14 protein-coding genes and 1 pseudogene are annotated in these 16,969 nt (G+C 56.7%); 6 read left to right on the top strand and 9 right to left on the bottom strand.

Features of this window, described 5'->3' with window-relative positions; translation table 11 throughout:
- Positions 1-152: 152 nt before the first annotated feature.
- Positions 153-413: a multiple stress resistance protein BhsA gene (gene bhsA, locus SPL01S_RS15535; RefSeq protein ID WP_004945185.1), complete on the bottom strand. Its 261-nt coding sequence runs from the start codon at positions 411-413 to the stop codon at positions 153-155.
- Positions 414-741: 328 nt separating this feature from the next.
- Between bhsA and pyrF the strand changes: the two genes are divergently transcribed.
- Both pyrF and yciH read left to right on the top strand, forming a co-directional pair.
- Positions 742-1,470 carry an orotidine-5'-phosphate decarboxylase gene (gene pyrF, locus SPL01S_RS15530; protein ID WP_020439140.1) on the top strand — a complete coding sequence of 243 codons (729 nt, stop codon included), beginning with the start codon at positions 742-744 and terminating at the stop codon, positions 1,468-1,470.
- Positions 1,471-1,480: 10 nt separating this feature from the next.
- Positions 1,481-1,807 (top strand): stress response translation initiation inhibitor YciH, encoded by a 327-nt coding sequence (yciH, locus tag SPL01S_RS15525; RefSeq protein ID WP_063201055.1) that lies wholly within the window; start codon positions 1,481-1,483, stop codon positions 1,805-1,807.
- Positions 1,808-2,010: 203 nt separating this feature from the next.
- On the opposite strand, the gene osmB is transcribed toward yciH, so the two are convergent.
- Positions 2,011-2,229, bottom strand: a complete 219-nt coding sequence (gene osmB / locus SPL01S_RS15520; RefSeq protein ID WP_004945176.1) for an osmotically-inducible lipoprotein OsmB — start codon at positions 2,227-2,229, stop codon at positions 2,011-2,013.
- 370 nt (positions 2,230-2,599) lie between these two features.
- Here osmB and araD point away from each other — a divergent pair, with 370 nt between their 5' ends.
- Positions 2,600-3,295, top strand: a complete 696-nt coding sequence (gene araD / locus SPL01S_RS15515; RefSeq protein ID WP_063201051.1) for an L-ribulose-5-phosphate 4-epimerase — start codon at positions 2,600-2,602, stop codon at positions 3,293-3,295.
- Positions 3,296-3,336: 41 nt separating this feature from the next.
- Here araD and SPL01S_RS15510 read toward each other — a convergent pair whose 3' ends face one another.
- Together SPL01S_RS15510 and SPL01S_RS25850 are read right to left on the bottom strand one after the other, a co-directional pair.
- Complete coding sequence (locus SPL01S_RS15510; RefSeq protein ID WP_020439138.1) at positions 3,337-4,083, bottom strand: DeoR/GlpR family DNA-binding transcription regulator; 747 nt, start codon at positions 4,081-4,083, stop codon at positions 3,337-3,339.
- 48 nt (positions 4,084-4,131) lie between these two features.
- Positions 4,132-4,218 (bottom strand): annotated as a pseudogene (locus SPL01S_RS25850) (hypothetical protein); the annotation flags it as partial.
- A gap of 210 nt (positions 4,219-4,428) precedes the next feature.
- Here SPL01S_RS25850 and fsa point away from each other — a divergent pair.
- Positions 4,429-5,094, top strand: coding sequence for a fructose-6-phosphate aldolase (gene fsa, locus SPL01S_RS15505; RefSeq protein ID WP_004945165.1), 666 nt, complete (start codon positions 4,429-4,431; stop codon positions 5,092-5,094).
- Here fsa and SPL01S_RS15500 read toward each other — a convergent pair.
- The 3 genes from SPL01S_RS15500 to SPL01S_RS15490 form a co-directional block, all read right to left on the bottom strand.
- Positions 5,087-7,147, bottom strand: coding sequence for a carbon starvation CstA family protein (locus SPL01S_RS15500; protein ID WP_062871012.1), 2,061 nt, complete (start codon positions 7,145-7,147; stop codon positions 5,087-5,089). The genes fsa and SPL01S_RS15500 overlap by 8 nt on opposite strands.
- Before the next feature lie 307 nt (positions 7,148-7,454).
- Positions 7,455-9,389, bottom strand: coding sequence for an exoribonuclease II (locus tag SPL01S_RS15495; protein WP_063201048.1), 1,935 nt, complete (start codon positions 9,387-9,389; stop codon positions 7,455-7,457).
- A gap of 209 nt (positions 9,390-9,598) precedes the next feature.
- Positions 9,599-11,905, bottom strand: coding sequence for an FdhF/YdeP family oxidoreductase (locus SPL01S_RS15490; RefSeq protein WP_063201045.1), 2,307 nt, complete (start codon positions 11,903-11,905; stop codon positions 9,599-9,601).
- A 276-nt stretch (positions 11,906-12,181) separates the two neighbouring features.
- Between SPL01S_RS15490 and dacD the strand changes: the two genes are divergently transcribed.
- Together dacD and SPL01S_RS15480 are read left to right on the top strand one after the other, a co-directional pair.
- The gene (gene dacD, locus SPL01S_RS15485) at positions 12,182-13,351 is read left to right on the top strand and encodes a serine-type D-Ala-D-Ala carboxypeptidase DacD (protein WP_063201041.1); all 1,170 of its coding nucleotides are present in this window, start codon (positions 12,182-12,184) and stop codon (positions 13,349-13,351) included.
- Between the two features lie 72 nt (positions 13,352-13,423).
- Positions 13,424-14,323 carry a LysR family transcriptional regulator gene (locus SPL01S_RS15480; RefSeq protein WP_062871008.1) on the top strand — a complete coding sequence of 300 codons (900 nt, stop codon included), beginning with the start codon at positions 13,424-13,426 and terminating at the stop codon, positions 14,321-14,323.
- On the opposite strand, the gene SPL01S_RS15475 is transcribed toward SPL01S_RS15480, so the two are convergent.
- Both SPL01S_RS15475 and sapF read right to left on the bottom strand, forming a co-directional pair.
- Complete coding sequence (locus tag SPL01S_RS15475) at positions 14,324-15,514, bottom strand: CMD domain-containing protein (RefSeq protein ID WP_063201037.1); 1,191 nt, start codon at positions 15,512-15,514, stop codon at positions 14,324-14,326.
- Between the two features lie 642 nt (positions 15,515-16,156).
- Positions 16,157-16,969: a putrescine export ABC transporter ATP-binding protein SapF gene (sapF, locus tag SPL01S_RS15470; protein WP_004945147.1), complete on the bottom strand. Its 813-nt coding sequence runs from the start codon at positions 16,967-16,969 to the stop codon at positions 16,157-16,159.

Here is a 16,969-nt window from a genome sequence, read left to right as displayed (position 1 = left end):
CGGGAAGATACCTTCAAGCTAAGCCAGTAATGAGTAAGAGTCTAGAGTGTAATAAAAATTTAATATTTATGTAACATTGAGCGCGGGAATAATGAACGTAATGGCGGGGAAATAGGCAGAGCCCGGCGTGCCGGGCCCTATAGCGAAGAGAATTACTTGTAAATGATGGCAGTACCGCTCAGCAAGTTGTTACCACCGGCGGAGATAATACGGTAGCTGCTGGCGCCCTGGGCTTCTGCTTTCGCCGCCAGTTTGGCTTCCAGACCGCTCAGGGTCGTCGCGTGGCCTGCGGAGACTACGCCGGCAGGGGCCAGGTCGTTAGCCTGCTGCAAATTAACCGGCTCAGCGGCGAAGGTAGCGAAAGAGGTCAGGGCGATGGCGGCAGCAGTTGCAAAATATTTGATGGTTTTCATGGGTGACTCCAGTCAGTTTTTTTAGGTTGGAAGCAGTTCGCTTCCGATGAGTTGAATAATAAAGCATCCATGAGGATTTAAAATCTGATAATGCTGAGTATCTTGTTCAAAATATCTGATTGATAATTTACGCATCTTTACGGCGCTTTACGCAGCCTGCGCTATTGGTTTTGAGGCTTTATTGACGCTTGATGACGAACGATGGATTAACATTACTTAACGGCAGGGTGCGCTGCGGCTGGGATTTCTGCCGGCCGGCATGTAGAATGCGGCGGTCAGTTTGGTGGGTTGTTACCTGGTTATGTCCATTTTAAAGAAGGTAGAAGAAATGAAGTCTGAAAATAACATTAATAACAATGACTTAAGATCATCTCCAATCATCGTTGCGTTGGATTACGCAGATATTGGCGCCGCATTGGCGTTTGTCGATCGCATTAATCCACAGGACTGCCGGTTAAAAGTGGGCAAAGAAATGTTCACCCTGTTTGGGCCGCAATTGGTGCGTGACTTGCACGCTCGTGGCTTCGACGTATTCCTGGATTTAAAATTCCACGATATCCCCAATACCACGGCCCATGCGGTAGCGGCCGCGGCCGAACTGGGCGTATGGATGGTTAACGTCCACGCCAGCGGCGGCGCACGTATGATGACCGCGGCTAAAGAAGCGTTGCTGCCTTATGGCGCAGAGGCGCCGCTGTTGATCGCCGTTACCGTTCTTACCAGTATGGAGGCGGAGGATCTGCAAGCTATCGGCATCAACATTTCCCCGGCTGAACAGGCTGAGCGGCTGGCGCGTTTGACCCGTGATTGCGGGCTGGACGGCGTTGTCTGTTCGGCGCATGAAGCTGAACGGTTGAAAGCGGCCTGCGGGCGTCAGTTCCAACTGGTCACGCCAGGCATTCGTCCAGAGGGCAGCGCAGCCGGCGATCAGCGCCGCATTATGACGCCGGTGCAGGCGCAGGCCGCCGGGGTAGATTATATGGTGATTGGGCGTCCGATCACCCAATCCGCCGATCCTGCCGCTACGCTGAGCGCTATTCGCGCTTCCCTGGTCTGAGGGGCTCGAGATGAATGACGACAATAGCCGGCTGGTTTATTCCACCGACAGCGGACGTATCAAGCAAGAAGAGGCCAAACCGCAGCGAGCCAAGGGAGACGGCATCGTGCGCATTCAGCGCCAGACCAGCGGACGCAAGGGGAAAGGCGTTTGCCTGATCACCGGAATTGATTTGGACGATGCGGCGATGGAAAAGCTGGCGGCAGAGCTGAAGAAGAAATGTGGCTGTGGCGGTTCGGTCAAAGACGCGGTGATCGAGATCCAGGGCGATAAGCGCGATCTGCTTAAGCAGTTGCTGGAAGCCAAAGGAATGAAGGTCAAGCTGGCGGGCGGTTAACTGCCGCAGGCGGAGTGCCATGCCGCGGTGCAATAGCTGCGGCATGGCTTAGGTCGAGCTGTCGGACCGGAGCCCGTCGATGGCGAAAATGCCATGGCTTGAAGGTAAAACAGACCTGAAATAATCTTTATTATGCTTAATACGTCAAAGCGAAAGCGCTTTTGCCAGCCTGTCGGCAGAGGTAGATGAAGTGGCCGGGCAGGTTATTTACCTACCTGATGACCAATGATACCCCCAACGGCGGCCCCACCAAGCGTACCCAATGCGCTGCCATCGGTCAGCACTGCGCCGCCTACGGCCCCTGCGCCGGCACCAATTGCGGTGTTACGGTCGCGTTTGGACATGTTGGAACAAGCGCTGAGTGAAAACGCCAGAGTCAGTGCCAGAGCGGCGGTGGCGAAACGTTTATTGATAATCATCATAATGACTTCTCCTTAGCATTGGCTATATGGAAGTGCCCTTTAAGTATAGGCGTGAACCATAAATTCGGCCTGCTATCGGCTCCCATACAGTATCGATATAAAAAATGGCATTATTTGTTAAAGGCAGAACAATAAAAAGTTGAAAGCGGTCTCTCTGCCCAAATTCACTATAAGCTTCCGTTGGTCAATAAACAGGTAAATAGTCCGAAATTCCAGATGCCTCTCCTTCGTTGATATGAGCGAATCGCCGCTAACCCCACAGAACTCCGCATCCAGCAGAAGCCTACGCGGTCTTTAGCGATTTATGCCATACCGCCCCGTCGCCGGCCTACAGACAATATTCGCAGACAGGCTTAACCGGGAAAGACAAATGCTCAACGATCTCAAACAGCAGGTATTGGACGCTAATCTGGCATTGCCACGCCATCATCTGGTGACCTTCACCTGGGGCAACGTCAGTGCCGTTGATCGCCATGCAGGGCTGATGGTGATCAAACCTTCGGGGGTGGAGTATGGGGTGATGACCCGCGACGACATGGTTGTGGTGGAGCTCGAAAGCGGCAAGGTGGTGGAGGGCAATAAAAAACCCTCTTCAGACAGTGATACCCACCGGGCATTGTATCTCGAGTTCGACGCGGTCGGCGGCATCGTGCACACCCATTCGCGACATGCCACCATCTGGGCGCAGGCCGGCCAGGATATTCCCGCCTGGGGCACGACTCATGCCGATTACTTCTACGGTGACATTCCTTGTACGCGAACAATGCGGGATGAGGAAATCGCCGGGCGTTATGAATGGGAGACCGGCAGGGTGATCGTCGAAACCTTCCGCGAAAGGCGATTGGATCCGGCCAGCATGCCGGCGGTACTGGTACATTCGCACGGGCCGTTTACCTGGGGCAAAGACGCGGAGAACGCGGTGCACAATGCCGTCGTGCTGGAGGAGATTGCCTATATGGGGATTTTTTCACGCCAGTTGACGCCAGGGCTGGCGAACATGCAGCAAACGCTGCTGGATAAGCACTACCTGCGCAAGCACGGTAAAAATGCTTATTACGGACAGTGATCATCAGGCGGGCAAGTCATGCCCGCCGTTCCTCGAGGCGATTAATCGCCGACCCTATCCAGCCGTATTCCCTGGCGTTTCAACTGATGTTGATACTCCAATTCCAGGCGTGAATCGGTGATCACCCGATCAACCTTGCCATGCAATGCCAAAGGATTGGGCTGGATCTGACCAAATTTAGACGAGTCTGTCAGCACGATATTTTCCACGCCCTTCGCCAGCACGGCGTTGACCACGTCGGCGCGCATCATATCGCGGCCGGTAAAGCCGGTTTCCGCATGGTAACCGTCAATGCCGATGAACGCCTTGCTGAAATGCACTTGCTGAATGCACATGCGCGTCAGCGGCCCGACCACGGTCTCGCTCTTTTTCTGATACATGCCGCCCAGCACTATTACCTCGCAATCGCTCTCTTTTAGCAGGTTGGCGATATAATGGCTGACGGTGATCAGCGTGATGGTTTTGCGCTCGGCGATATAGCGCGCCAACAGGGCGTTGGTGCTGCCACTTTCTATAAAGATGGTTTCGCCGTCGTTAACCTGCGCAGCGGCAAATCGCGCCAACTTCTGCTTGAGAGAAAAATTGGACATCATGCGGGCATCGACGTCGTCGCTTTCCAGCGCCAACGCAGAGCCATGCACCCGTTTCAGATAGCTGCGCTTCTCCAGCAGGTTCAAATCCTGACGGATAGTGACCTCTGAAACACCGGTGGTGCGCGACAGATCGCTGACGCTGATCCTTCGGCGTTCGTTCACCAATTGCAGAATTGTTTGTTGTCTTGAATTCATATCGACCTGATGTGCGGCTACCAATGTGCGGCCGCTAATATTTATTGTTTAAATAGTATGTTCTGTTCGCGCAATAATACCATCCTGCGCGTCAGAAGATGATGCGGTAAAGAAAGCGGAATATCCAGCGATGCGAGCAGACTACGCTGCGAATGCTCGGATCGGCAGGGATTGAATAGCGCTGCAGAGTGGGGAACGCAAGTGACCCGTCATTCAACTACGCCATTTTTCATATTAAAGGTGTTTTGAATGAAAATTGATTTGATTGCGATCAAAAATCATAAGTTCTTTTGTCCTACTATGATGAGAGTTTGAATTCGCCCACAGAAGATTCAGGAGTTCGTAATGGAGCTTTATCTCGATACCGCTGATGTGAATGCTGTAAAACGCCTGGCACGCATTCTGCCGCTGCACGGCGTCACTACCAATCCGAGCATTGTCGCCAAAGAGGGGAAACCCATTTGGGAGGTACTGCCGGCGCTGCGTGATGCACTGGGTGGGACCGGCAAGCTGTTTGCCCAAGTGATGGCCAACGATGCCGAGCGCATGGTGGCGGAGGCGGCGCTGCTTCATCAGCGAGTGCCTGGGTTGGTGGTCAAGATTCCGGCGACCGCAGAAGGGTTGGCGGCGATTAAAAAACTGAAATCGATGTCGATCCCAACGCTGGGCACCGCAGTCTACGGTGCCGGCCAGGGGTTGTTGGCGGCGCTGGCCGGCGCGGAATACGTAGCCCCCTACGTTAACCGGCTGGACGCGCAGGGCGGTGACGGCATCGAAATGGTGCATGAACTGCAGCAATTGCTGACGTTGCATGCACCGGGCTCCCGGGTGCTGGCCGCCAGTTTCAAGACCCCGCGGCAGGCACTGGCGTGCCTGCTGGCGGGGTGCCAGGCCATTACCTTGCCTGTCGATGTGGCCGAACAGTTCCTTGCCGCTCCGGCGGTACAGGCGGCGGTCGAACAGTTCGAACAGGATTGGCAGGGAGCATTCGGCACCAACCTGCTTAACTAGTTTCTTCACGCAAGACGACTGGCGACTCATTTGCCGTAGGTCGGCTGGCATTCAGCGCCCGGCGGATCACAAAGAACGCAGAAACCAGCATGGTTACCGCCACCAGCATAAAGAACGCACACAAAGCCGCGTTAATCTGGTTGCTGAAGACAATGGTTTCCATATCTTTCAGCGATTTGGCCGGGGCAATCAGTGTGCCTTGTTCAATGCCGGTGGAGAATTTCTTCGCCTGCGCCAGGAAGCCGATGCTGGGTTTCTCGTGGAAGATTTTTTGCCAGCCGGCGGTCATCGAGGTAATGAACAACCAGACGGTTGGCAGAATGGTCACCCAGGCGTAGCGCTGTTTTTTCATTTTAAACAGCACCACGGTACCGAGGATCAACGCCATTGAGGCCAGCATCTGGTTGCCGATGCCGAACAGCGGCCACAGGGTGTTGATGCCGCCGAGCGGATCGACCACGCCTTGATAAACAAAGAAACCCCAACCGGCGACGGCCACCGTCGTACCTGCCAGATTACCGAACCATGAGCGGTTGTTGGCCAGCCGAGGGATCGCCACGCCAACCAGATCCTGCACCATAAAACGGCAGGCGCGGGTGCCGGCATCGACGGCGGTCAAAATGAACAGCGCCTCAAACAAAATGGCGAAGTGATACCAGAACGCCATCATAGCGCGGCTGTTAAACACTTCGGTGATGATGTGAGCCATCCCCACAGCAAAGGTCGGTGCGCCGCCAGCGCGCGACAGGATCGAATGCTCACCCACGTCTTTGGCGATCATCGTCAGGGTTTCCGGCGTGATGATAAAGCCCCAGCTGTTGATGACCTGCGAAGCATTTTCCACCGTGGTGCCAATCAGCGCCGCCGGAGAGTTCATGGCGAAGTAAACTCCGGGGTCGATCACCGAGGCGCAAATCAGCGCCATGATGGCCACGAAGGACTCCATCAGCATGGCACCATAGCCGATAAAACGGATGTGGCTTTCGCGCTCCACCAGTTTCGGCGTAGTGCCGCTGGACACCAGCGCATGGAAGCCGGAAATCGAGCCGCAGGCGATGGTGATAAACAGGAACGGGAACAGTGAACCGGCGAATACCGGGCCGCTGCCGTCGATAAACCGCGATACCGCAGGCATTTTCATTTCCGGCATGGCAAAGACGATGCCTATCGCCAGCCCGATAATGACGCCAATCTTCATAAAGGTGGAAAGGTAGTCACGGGGCGCCAACAACAGCCATACCGGCAGCACCGAAGCGACGAAACCGTAGATCACCAACACCCAGGTCAGCGTGGTGCCATGCAGCGTAAAGAAGGGGCCCCAGTAAGGGTGTTGCGCCACATTGCCGCCGTAAATGATCGCCAGCAGCATCAGCACGAAGCCGACCACCGAGATTTCGGCGATTTTCCCCGGCCGGATAAAACGCATGTACACGCCCATAAACAGCGCGATAGGAATGGTGGCGGCGATGGTGAACAGCCCCCACGGGCTGTCGGCCAGCGCCTTTACCACCACCAAAGCCAGTGCAGACAAAATGATGATCATTACGCCCAGAGCACCAAGCATGGTGATCACCCCAGCGAAGGCGCCAAGTTCCTGTTTGGCCATTTCACCCAGCGAGCGGCCGTCGCGGCGGGTAGAGATGAACAGGATCAGGAAGTCTTGCACCGCACCGGCCAGCATTACGCCGACCAGGATCCAGATGGTGCCCGGTAAAAAGCCCATCTGCGCGGCCAAAATCGGCCCCACCAGTGGCCCGGCGCCAGCGATGGCGGCAAAGTGGTGACCAAACAGCACCCACTTGTTGGTCGGGACATAGTCCAGGCCATCGTTACGACGTTCCGCCGGCGTCATACGGCGGTCGTCAAGCTCAAACACTTTCTTGGCGATGAACAGGCTATAGAAACGGTAAGCGATGCTGTAACAGGCGACGGCAGCCACCACCAGCCAGACTGCGTTAACATGCTCTCCGCGGCTGAGCGCCAGCATGGCGAAGGCAAATGCACCGACTAACGCCACCACCAGCCAGATGATCCCGGACTTGACGTTTTTCATGATCAACAACTCCTTGGTGTGCAGAGATAAAGAAAGAGATGTTCTTATGGAGAATGAATACAGATTAAAAATAGGAGTTTTGCGCGCGAAAAGTAGCAGGTCGGATGAGAAATGTGATGCTGGTTGAGTAATAGCGTAAAAACAATGTGATGTCGCTGTTGCGGAGAGCTGCAAGGGACGTAAGAGGGCGATAACGAAGCCTCGCATCATCCGGATCTTTTCACCGGTATGGCCTGTCGACCGACGAAAAAAAACACCGGAGGTTTCCCTGCCGGTGTTTACATTACGTTGGGCTACTCGCGCAAGATTATGCCGCCGGTTTGGCGATCACGCTGCGGGTTTCCATACGCACTTCGGCGATGTTGACCTGCAGAGTATCGCTTTGACGATAGACGACTTCGCCTTTCACTTGCACCGTGCCGGTATCCTGGCTGCAGACCATTTCATCACGCACCGAGTGAATAAACGGTGCAGGGATAAAGGCGACCGCACCATTGTCCAGCAGGCGCACGCGCAGACCGCCTCGGGTCACGTCGATGATTTCCGCATTGAAGCGTTCATCGGTGCCGGCTTTGTCTTGCAGGTAGCGTGCATACAGCCAGTCACCGACGTCACGCTCCGCCATACGGTTAAGACGACGGCGTTCCGCCAATTGGACCGTCACGTCGTCCTGCGGTTTTTCGGCAGGCTGTTCGGCGATGATGGCTTTCAGCAGGCGGTGGTTGACCATATCGCCGTATTTACGGATCGGCGAGGTCCAGGTGGCATAGGCTTCCAGCCCCAGGCCGAAATGCGGGCCTGGCGTGGTGCTGATCTCGGCATAAGTCTGGGAACGGCGGATACGGCTGTCGAGGAACTGGGTAGGTTGCGAGTCCAGATGACGGCGCAGTTCGCAGAACCCGTCCAGCGTCAGCAGTTTCTCGGCATCGGCTTCCACACCGTTGGCTTGCAGCACGGTCACCGCCTGCTCAACCAGCGCCGGATCGAAACCGGTATGCACGTTGTAAATCCCGAAGCCCAGGCGATCGCGCAGAACGATGGCGGCGCACACGTTGGAGGCAATCATGCACTCTTCAACGATACGGTTGGCGCTGCGGCGTTGTTCGGTGATGATATCCAGCACTTCGCCTTTTTCGCCCAGTACAAAGCGGTAATCAGGGCGATCCTTGAACACCAGCGCATGCTGATGGCGCCAGGCGTTGCGGGCATCGCAGACGCGTTTCAACAGGGTGATTTGCTGTGCAATCTCGTCGCTTGGCGGCTGCCAGCCGGCAATGCCCTCCAGCCAGTCAGAGACTTCGTCATAAACCAGTTTGGCTTTCGACTCGATCTCGGCGGCGAAGAAACGAATGTCGTCAGCCAACGCGCCATCGGTACCTATGGTGACGCGGCAAGCCAGTACCGGACGGCGTTCGTTCGGGCGCAGCGAGCACAGGTTATCAGACAGATCGCGCGGCAACATCGGAATGTTGAAGCCCGGCAGGTAGTTAGTGAAGGCGCGCTTGCGGGCGATATCATCCAACGGGCTGCCTTGCGCTACGTAAGCGGTAGGATCGGCAATGGCGATGGTCAGTTGCAGCGAGCCGTCGCCGTTGTCCTGAACGAACAACGCATCGTCCATATCCTCGGTGCTGGCGCTGTCAATGGTGACAAAATTCAGCGCGGTCAGATCTTCACGAGGCAGCGCGGCGTCCGGCTCGCTGATAGCCACCATCTCAGGCGCTTCTTTTTCCAGATTATGGCGAGCCAGGGTGACCCACCAAGGAGCCAGATGATCTTCGCCGTCGGTGATGAAGTGGGTCAGATCGGCGTTGAAGCCGCGATCGCCTTTCAACGGGTGGCGGCGCATTTCCGCTACCGCCCAGTCACCGGCCTGGAAGTTATGGGTCAGCTCACGCACCGGGCGGCACTGAATCGCGTCTTTCAGCAACGGATGGTCGGGCACGATGGACAGGCGGTCATCACGCTTCTGCACGCGGCCGACAAAGCGCGACAGGAATGGCTCGACCAGGGTTTCCGGCTCGGCGATTTCGCGTTCTTTCTCGGTGTGCAGGGTGGCGATCACGCGATCCCCATGCATGACTTTCTTCATGTACGGCGGTGGGATGAAATAGCTCTTTTGACCGTCGACCTCAAGAAAGCCAAAGCCTTTCTCAGTCCCTTTTACTACGCCTTCAACGCGCGGGGTCTGAGAGTGAAGTTGCTGTTTAAGCTGCGCCAGCAGCGGGTTATCTTGAAACATATCGTCCAGTGAATGGGTTGTGAGTGGCAAGATTTGCGGCAGACAGTTTTACGCGAATCACCCGCTGCGGGCAAGCCTAACGTCACGGTTTTCCTGCGTTGGCACGCGATTTTACTGAATATCCGGCGATCAAAAGGCGGGAAAGAAAACCGCCGTGCGCAAGGCGGCCGCAGAGCGTCATGCGCCCGGCGTAAACCGGGCGCATCAGGTCAGGCGATACGCCGCGTCGGTTGCGCCGCGCAGCGGCGGATCGTCACCGGAATGGATTTGGAGGTCGGCGTGCCGGTACCGTCGCCAAAACTGGCCAGTGGCACCAGCGGGTTGGTTTCCGGATAGTAGGCCGCCAGGTTGCCGCGCGGAATATCGTAGCTCACCAGTTTGAAACCGCTCACCTTGCGAATGACGCCGTCATTCCACAGGGTTTCGATCTCCACAAACTCACCGTCCTGCATGTCCAACGCCGCCAGGTCTTCCGGGTGGATAAACAGCACTTCACGCTGGCCATACACGCCGCGATAGCGGTCATCCAATCCGTAGATGGTGGTGTTGTATTGATCGTGGGAACGCAGAGTCTGCAGCGTGAACGGCGCTTTTTGGCCGTCGAACTCCGGGAGCAGGCTTTTTGGCAGCGGGGCTGCGCTGAATTCCGCTTTACCGCTAGGCGTGGCGAAACGCAATTCGGCGGCGGCATTGCCCAGATAGAAACCGCCGGGTTGATCGCAGCGACGGTTGAAATCCTCGAAGCCGGGAACGGTGGCGGCGATATGGTCACGGATCAACGAATAGTCATCTGCCAGTGCCAGCCAATCCAATAGCTTGTTGCCCAGCACCGCATCGGCGATACCGCAGACAATGGCGGTTTCCGACCTTTGGGTATCCGCCAGCGGTTTACCGACGCCTTCGGAGGCGTGAACCATGCTGAATGAATCCTCCACCGTGATGTACTGCGGGCCACTGGCCTGCAGATCCTGCTCGGTACGCCCCAACGTCGGCAGGATCAGCGCGTCTTTACCGGTGACCAGATGGCTGCGGTTGAGCTTGGTGCTGATATGTACCGTCAGATCGCAGCAGCGCAGGGCGCGGGCGGTGCGTTCGGTATCCGGTGCGGCCGCCGCCAGGTTGCCGCCCAGCGCCAGCAGCACCTTCACTTCACCGCGCAGCATCGCTTCGATGGCCTCTACCGTGTTATGGCCCGGCTCGCGTCGTGGGGAGAAGTTGAAATGTTGTTCCAGGCTGTCGAGCAGCGCCTTGGGTGATTTCTCGTCAATGCCCATGGTGCGGTTGCCCTGTACATTGCTGTGGCCGCGCACCGGGCACAGGCCGGCGCCCGGTTTGCCCAACTGGCCGAACAGCAGTTGCAGGTTGGTTATCTCGCGCACCGTCGGCACCGAATGCTTATGTTGCGTGATGCCCATCGCCCAGGTGCAAATCACCCGTTCGGCGCCCTGATAAATCGCCGCCGCCTGCCGCAGTTGCGCTTCGCTGAGGCCGGACTGTTGGATGATGTGGGCCCAGGAGGTGGCATCCACCTGCGCCAGGTAGCGCTCCACGCCGACGCTGTGCTGCTCAATGAACGCCAAATCGAACAGGCCAGGCTCACCGGCCGCCAAACGCCGGCGATGGCTCTCGAGCAGCGCTTTCACCATGCCGCGTACCGCCGCCATATCCCCGCCGAGGTTGGGCTGAAAATAAGCTGAACTTATTGGTGACGATGTTGGCGTCAGCATCTGAATCGGGTTTTGCGGATCGGCGAAGCGCTCCAGGCCGCGTTCGCGCAGGGTGTTAAAGCTAACGATGCGTGCGCCACGAGCGGCGGCGTTTTTCAGGCTGTGCAGCATGCGTGGATGGTTGGTGCCGGGATTTTGGCCGAACACAAAGATGGCGTCGGCTTTTTCGAAGTCATCCATGCGAATGGTGCCTTTACCCACGCCGATGCTTTGTTTCAGCCCGACGCCGCTGGCCTCATGGCACATGTTCGAGCAATCGGGGAAATTGCTGGTGCCGAGCATGCGGCCGAACAGCTGATACAGATAAGAGGCTTCGTTGCTGGCGCGGCCGGAGGTATAAAGTTCGATCTGGTTCGGATTATCCATCTGTTGGATGTGCCGGGCGATCAGCGCCAGCGCGTCCGGCCAACTGATCGGCTGGTAATGGTCAGTTTCGGCGTTATAGCGCATCGGATGGGTAATGCGGCCCTGATACTCGAGGAAATAGTCGCTTTGCTGTTGCAGGGTACTGACGCTGTGGGTGGCGAAAAATGCCGGTTCAACCGCATTGCGCGTAGCTTCCCAACTGACCGCCTTGGCGCCGTTTTCGCAGAAGCTGAAGGTGCTGTGATTGTCGTCGCCCCAGGCGCAGCCCGGACAGTCGAAGCCGCGGACCTTATTCACGCGCATCAGATTGCGCAGGTTTTTCAGCGTCTGTTTGCTGTCGAGCACGTAGCGCGTGGTGGCTTCGAGTGAACCCCAGCCGCCTGCCGCGCCGGTATACGGCTTTATTGACGGTTTGAATTTCATGATTGTTTTCGCATGTGTTGTAGCTAAAAAGTAAACGATTCTTTAATCGTTATAGGTATTTATGTCGCAAGTTTAGGTGGGTAGGGCATGAGCGTCTAATAGAATTAGGTAATCGCGGCATAGAGCAGATTTATCGCTCGCTATCCCGGTCCTCGGCCGGACATACAAATGGTTGCACTATGTTATTCCCTGAAAAAGACTAATGATTCCGCTGACTGTGCCTTTAGTGCAGTCTATCTCGCGGATTATATTAGAATTTTATTTAAGGATGGGTGAGTGAAGCGTTCAGTATTGTCTGTGATAACCGGAGTTCTGCTGCCGTTGGCAGTACAGGCGGCGGATGCGCCACTCAGTTTCCCTCTCAATACACCGCCGGCGATAGACGCGGCCTCTTACGTATTGATGGATTACACCACCGGCCAGGTACTGGCGGAGAACAATGCGGACGAGCGACGCAATCCGGCCAGCCTGACCAAACTGATGACCGGATTGGTGATTGATCATGCGCTCGATCAGCACAAAATTGGCCTGGATGACGTAGTGACCGTGGGCAAAGACGCCTGGGCGCAGGGCAATCCGGTGTTCAAGGGCTCCTCGCTGATGTTCCTGAAACCCGGTGACAGGGTCACGGTGCGCGATCTCAGTCGCGGCATTATTATTGACTCCGGCAACGATGCTTGTGTGGCGATGGCGGACTACGTGGCGGGCAGCCAGGCCGCATTCGTCAAATTGATGAATGAAAAAAGCACTCAACTTGGCCTGCAAAATACGCATTTTGAAACCGTCCACGGGCTGGACGCACCTGGCCAGTTCACTACGGCCGGCGATTTGGCGGTGATTTCACGCGCCATCATCATGAGCGAACCGGCGGAATATCATATGTACAGCGAAAAATCGCTGTCCTGGAACGGGATCACCCAACAGAACCGCAACGGGCTGCTGTGGGATAAAAACCTGCGGGTGGACGGCCTGAAAACGGGTCATACCGCATCGGCCGGTTTTAACATTATTGCCTCCGCAACCGAAGGCGACCGGCGTTTGATTGCCGTCGTGATGGGCGGTAAAAGCGCCAAAGGGAGAGAAGATCAGGCCCGCAAACTGCTGACCTGGGGTCTGCGAGATTTCGCCACCGTGCATCTGTTTAGCGCCGGGCAACCTCTGGGGCAGGAAAAAGTGTGGTATGGCGATCGCCACCTTGTGCCGGTGGGCAGTGAGCAGGATCAATACCTCAGCCTGCCAAAGCGCGAGGCGGACAAGTTGAAAGCCCAGTATGTGATAAAACCTTCGCGTCTTGAGGCCCCGTTGGCACAGGGGCAGCCGATTGGGGAGATCCGCATCAGCGATAACGGCAAGCTGTTGAAAACTCTGCCGCTGGTGGCGCTGCAGCCAGTAAACAACGGCGGTATGTTCTCGCGCCTGATGGACTATGCGAAGCTGAAACTCTGATCCATCGAGCACAGCGCCCAAAAGTTCCCGCAGTGATATACTAAGGACAGTCATTATTTTCCGAGCTGCCTTATGGATATTAAACAACTGATCTACCTGTGTAATCTGGAACGAGAGCGCCACTTTGGCCGGGCGGCGGAAGCCAGTTTCGTTAGCCAGCCAACGTTATCCATGCGGTTGAAAAACCTGGAAAAAGAATTGGGTGTTTCGTTGATCAACCGCGGTAATAACTTCGGAGGTTTTACCGCGGAAGGCGAGCGTGTGTTGGCGTGGGCGCGCGAGATTGTATCGGTTTATCAGGGGTTGAAACTGGAGGTGGAATCGCTCAAGCACGGCTTTAACGGCACCCTGCGTATCGGTGCTGTGCCGCAGTGCAGCATTTCACTGGCGCAAATGCTGAAAGCGGTCAGCGAGCGTTTCCCGCAGTTAGACTATCGGGTCGCGGTGTTGAGCGCCGATCAGTTGCTGGAAGCCTTGACGGCGCATACCGTGGATATCGGCATCGGTTTCTTTGAGTTGGCGACGCTGAAAGAGCTGCATTTTCAGTCGCAGCCTTTGGCTGACGCCGGCGTCGAGCTGGTCTTCCATCCGCAGCACTTCCCGCACTTGGTGGGGGATAAACCTTTGACCTTGGCGGAGGTCACCGCGCTGCCGCTGTGCCTGGCTGAACCTACACGTTACTTCCGTCGTTACCTCGATCAACACTTCCGTGAAGCCGGGTTGACGTTGCATGCGCGCATGGAAACCACGTCTATTTTCCAACTATTGGAAGGCATTTTTGTTGGCTTGGGCTGCGGCCTGTTTCCGCAAGGTAACCTGCTGCCGGCCATGACGCCGGACTTGCAGCGGCGGCCAGTCGCCATTCCCGCCATGTCACGTCATGCGGCAGTAGTGATTGCCGAGCCGGGGCGGGCAACGCCGCTGGCTCAGCACTTTTTTGACGCCGCCGGCAATTGGTTGCTGCAGCAGTAATTATGCCGGTTGGCTTTCGCCTATCGTCTGTGTATCGCCGAGGGTCTGACGTAAACGGTTCTCCCAGGCGTAGAGGGCACCGGTGAGGATCACGTCCAGGGCTTGAGCCTGATTCAGCCCGCTGTTAAACAGCGGCTGTACGCTGCGCGGGGTGAACTTTTCCGGCGTGCGGGTCAGGTCTGCGGCAACGCGGATCACCGCCTGGGCTACGGGATTATCGCTGCTTTCCAGCCCGCGGTTAATGTCGGTGAAGATGGCGTCTGCCAATGCGGTGTCCTGAATATCCTGGGCCACGGTCGATGCGCAATAGCGGCTGCCGTTAATGCGCGAAACGGCCAGCGTCGCCAGCGCTTTCAACCGCGCCGACAGCCCGTAACCGTCCGCGTTGATGCTGTTAAAGACGCCGTTGCGTTCGCGCAGCGCGGGGGCATCGTGGGCCAGCAGCAGATAATAAGGCTCGCTGCGAGCGTCCGGGTGGCTTTGGTCGAGCACGTCGAGCTGTTCAGCGCGAGCGTCTTCCAGGGTTATCGGCGGTAATCGCGATTGCCACGCCAGTTCCTCTTCGGTGAACTCCACTCCTTCAGCATCCTCTATGTTCGGGAAACCGGGCACTACTCCCGTTGGCCGCCCGGCCAGCGCAGCCACGCCGGCGACGACGCGCGCCTGGTAACTGACAAAACCGATAATCTGCGAGAAGGTCACGATATCCGCCGGGCTTAATCCGACATCGCTGAGCTGTTGCAGCGCTTTGTTGCAAATCAGGGTCGGTTGGCTGGCGAGCTGCCGGGCGTATTGCGTGATTTGGGCGAGGCGGATGTTGCTTTCGCGTGAGGCGTCGGGGCTGTGCAGCGGGGCGAGGCGAGCAGCGTAATGGCTACAAAGGGATTGAACGCCGGTCACCTGAGCCACGGTCAGCGCGGTACTGAGGCGATCATAAGGTGACAATGTCACCATTCTTGTCAGTGCCACATGATCCGGGAACAGCACGTGATAGCAGGCGTGCGAGGCATTAAATACCCCGGCGCGCGCGGTCAGTGCGGTGTTCAACGCTTCGTCGGCAAATGCGCCCAGCCCCAGCAAGAATCTGTCGCGGACGGTGGCAGCCTGCGGCTCAAGCGGCTGGTCTCCGCGAACGCTGCTTTGGGTTTCGTGATACCACTGGGCATTATGTTGTCGACGTAGTAGTTCCATAGGGCGGTAATCCTTAATCATGAGCAACAGCCACCGGTGCGACAGGCAGCGGCGGCAAGACAAAAGAGGTGCATACCCTGGGCGGGCATCGAATGGCAGGATCAGCGGCGGTCATCGCAACACAATGCGTGATCATAAACAGAGAAACCTGCGGCTAAAGCGAGCAGAAACTGCGCGAGTCGGCGATTGCGGGGGCTGTTCATCAGTGCGATATCCTGTCGTTTAATAAGCTCAACGTAGGGGATATCCTCACCGATTAGATAGGCGAGATAAAATAATGTTAAGTGCTAATCAATAACTGAATGGAATAAAATATAATGATATATAACAAAATTGTAATTTGTATTTGAGGTTATTGGATAAGCGCGGCGGGCTGTTCGGCAATAAAAAACCCGCTCGAAAGCGGGTTCAGACTGCTGATAAAGCCCGTTATTAGGGAGAGCGTGCCGAAGGGGTCGTAGCGGCTTGCCCGCCGACCAATTTGCCTGGAGCAAATTGGAACGACTCCATGTCGGCCCGCAGGGTGGGACACAGGGATGTGTCCCATAATGGCCCCTCGGTGCGCTAGGCCCGGGTATCTCGGGTTCAAAGACAACTTTGTCATCAAACTCAACCCGCTCGAAAGCGGCTTTTCTGCAAGCGTCAGAATCGGCCGCCGTCGCGCCGCCAGGCGTCTGCGGTCAGCGCTTCACCGAAATGGCTGGCGATCAGGCGCTTGGTCAGATCGTGCAATGGCGCGGCCAGCACTTCGGCGGTGCTGCCACGCTCAACGATTTCCCCTTCGTGCATCACCATAACCTGATCGCTGATGTGCTTCATCATGCCCAGATGCTGAGTCACATAGATGTACGAGATGCCGTGCTTCTCCTGCAGTTCCAGCATCAGGTTGATGATCTGCGAACGCATCGACATATCCAGCGAAGCCAGTGCCTCATCGGCGACGATGACCTTGGGCTGCAGGATCAGCGCACGGGCCAGCGCCACACGTTGTTTCTGGCCGGAGGCCAGCATATGCGGATAGTAATAGGCGTGGTCCGGCAGCATCCCCACCTGGCGCAGCGTCTGATAGATGCGCTGTTCACGCTCTGGGCCTTCCAGATCGGTATTCAGCCGCAGCGGGGCGTCAAGCAGTTGGCCGATGCGCTGACGCGGGTTAAGCGACGTACTCGGATCTTGAAATATCATGCGGATACGCTGGCTGCGATAGCGATAATCGCCGTAGCCGAGCCGGTGATCGTCAATCAGCAGTTCCCCGGATGAAGGTTCAACCATGCCGGACAGCATTTTGGCCAGCGTCGATTTGCCGGAACCGTTTTCACCGATGATCGCCAGCGTCTGCCGTTCACGCAGGGTAAAGCTGACCGATTTCACCGCCTCAACGTGCTGGCGACGGAACAGCCCGGTGCGGTAACGGTAGGTTTTGGTCAGGTTGCGCACTTCCAACAGCGTTTCCAT

The organism is Serratia plymuthica NBRC 102599, assembly GCF_001590925.1.
GTDB lineage: Bacteria > Pseudomonadota > Gammaproteobacteria > Enterobacterales > Enterobacteriaceae > Serratia > Serratia plymuthica.
The sequence above is the reverse complement of the archived record's forward strand: the minus strand, read 5'-3'. Positions and strand labels throughout refer to the sequence as shown.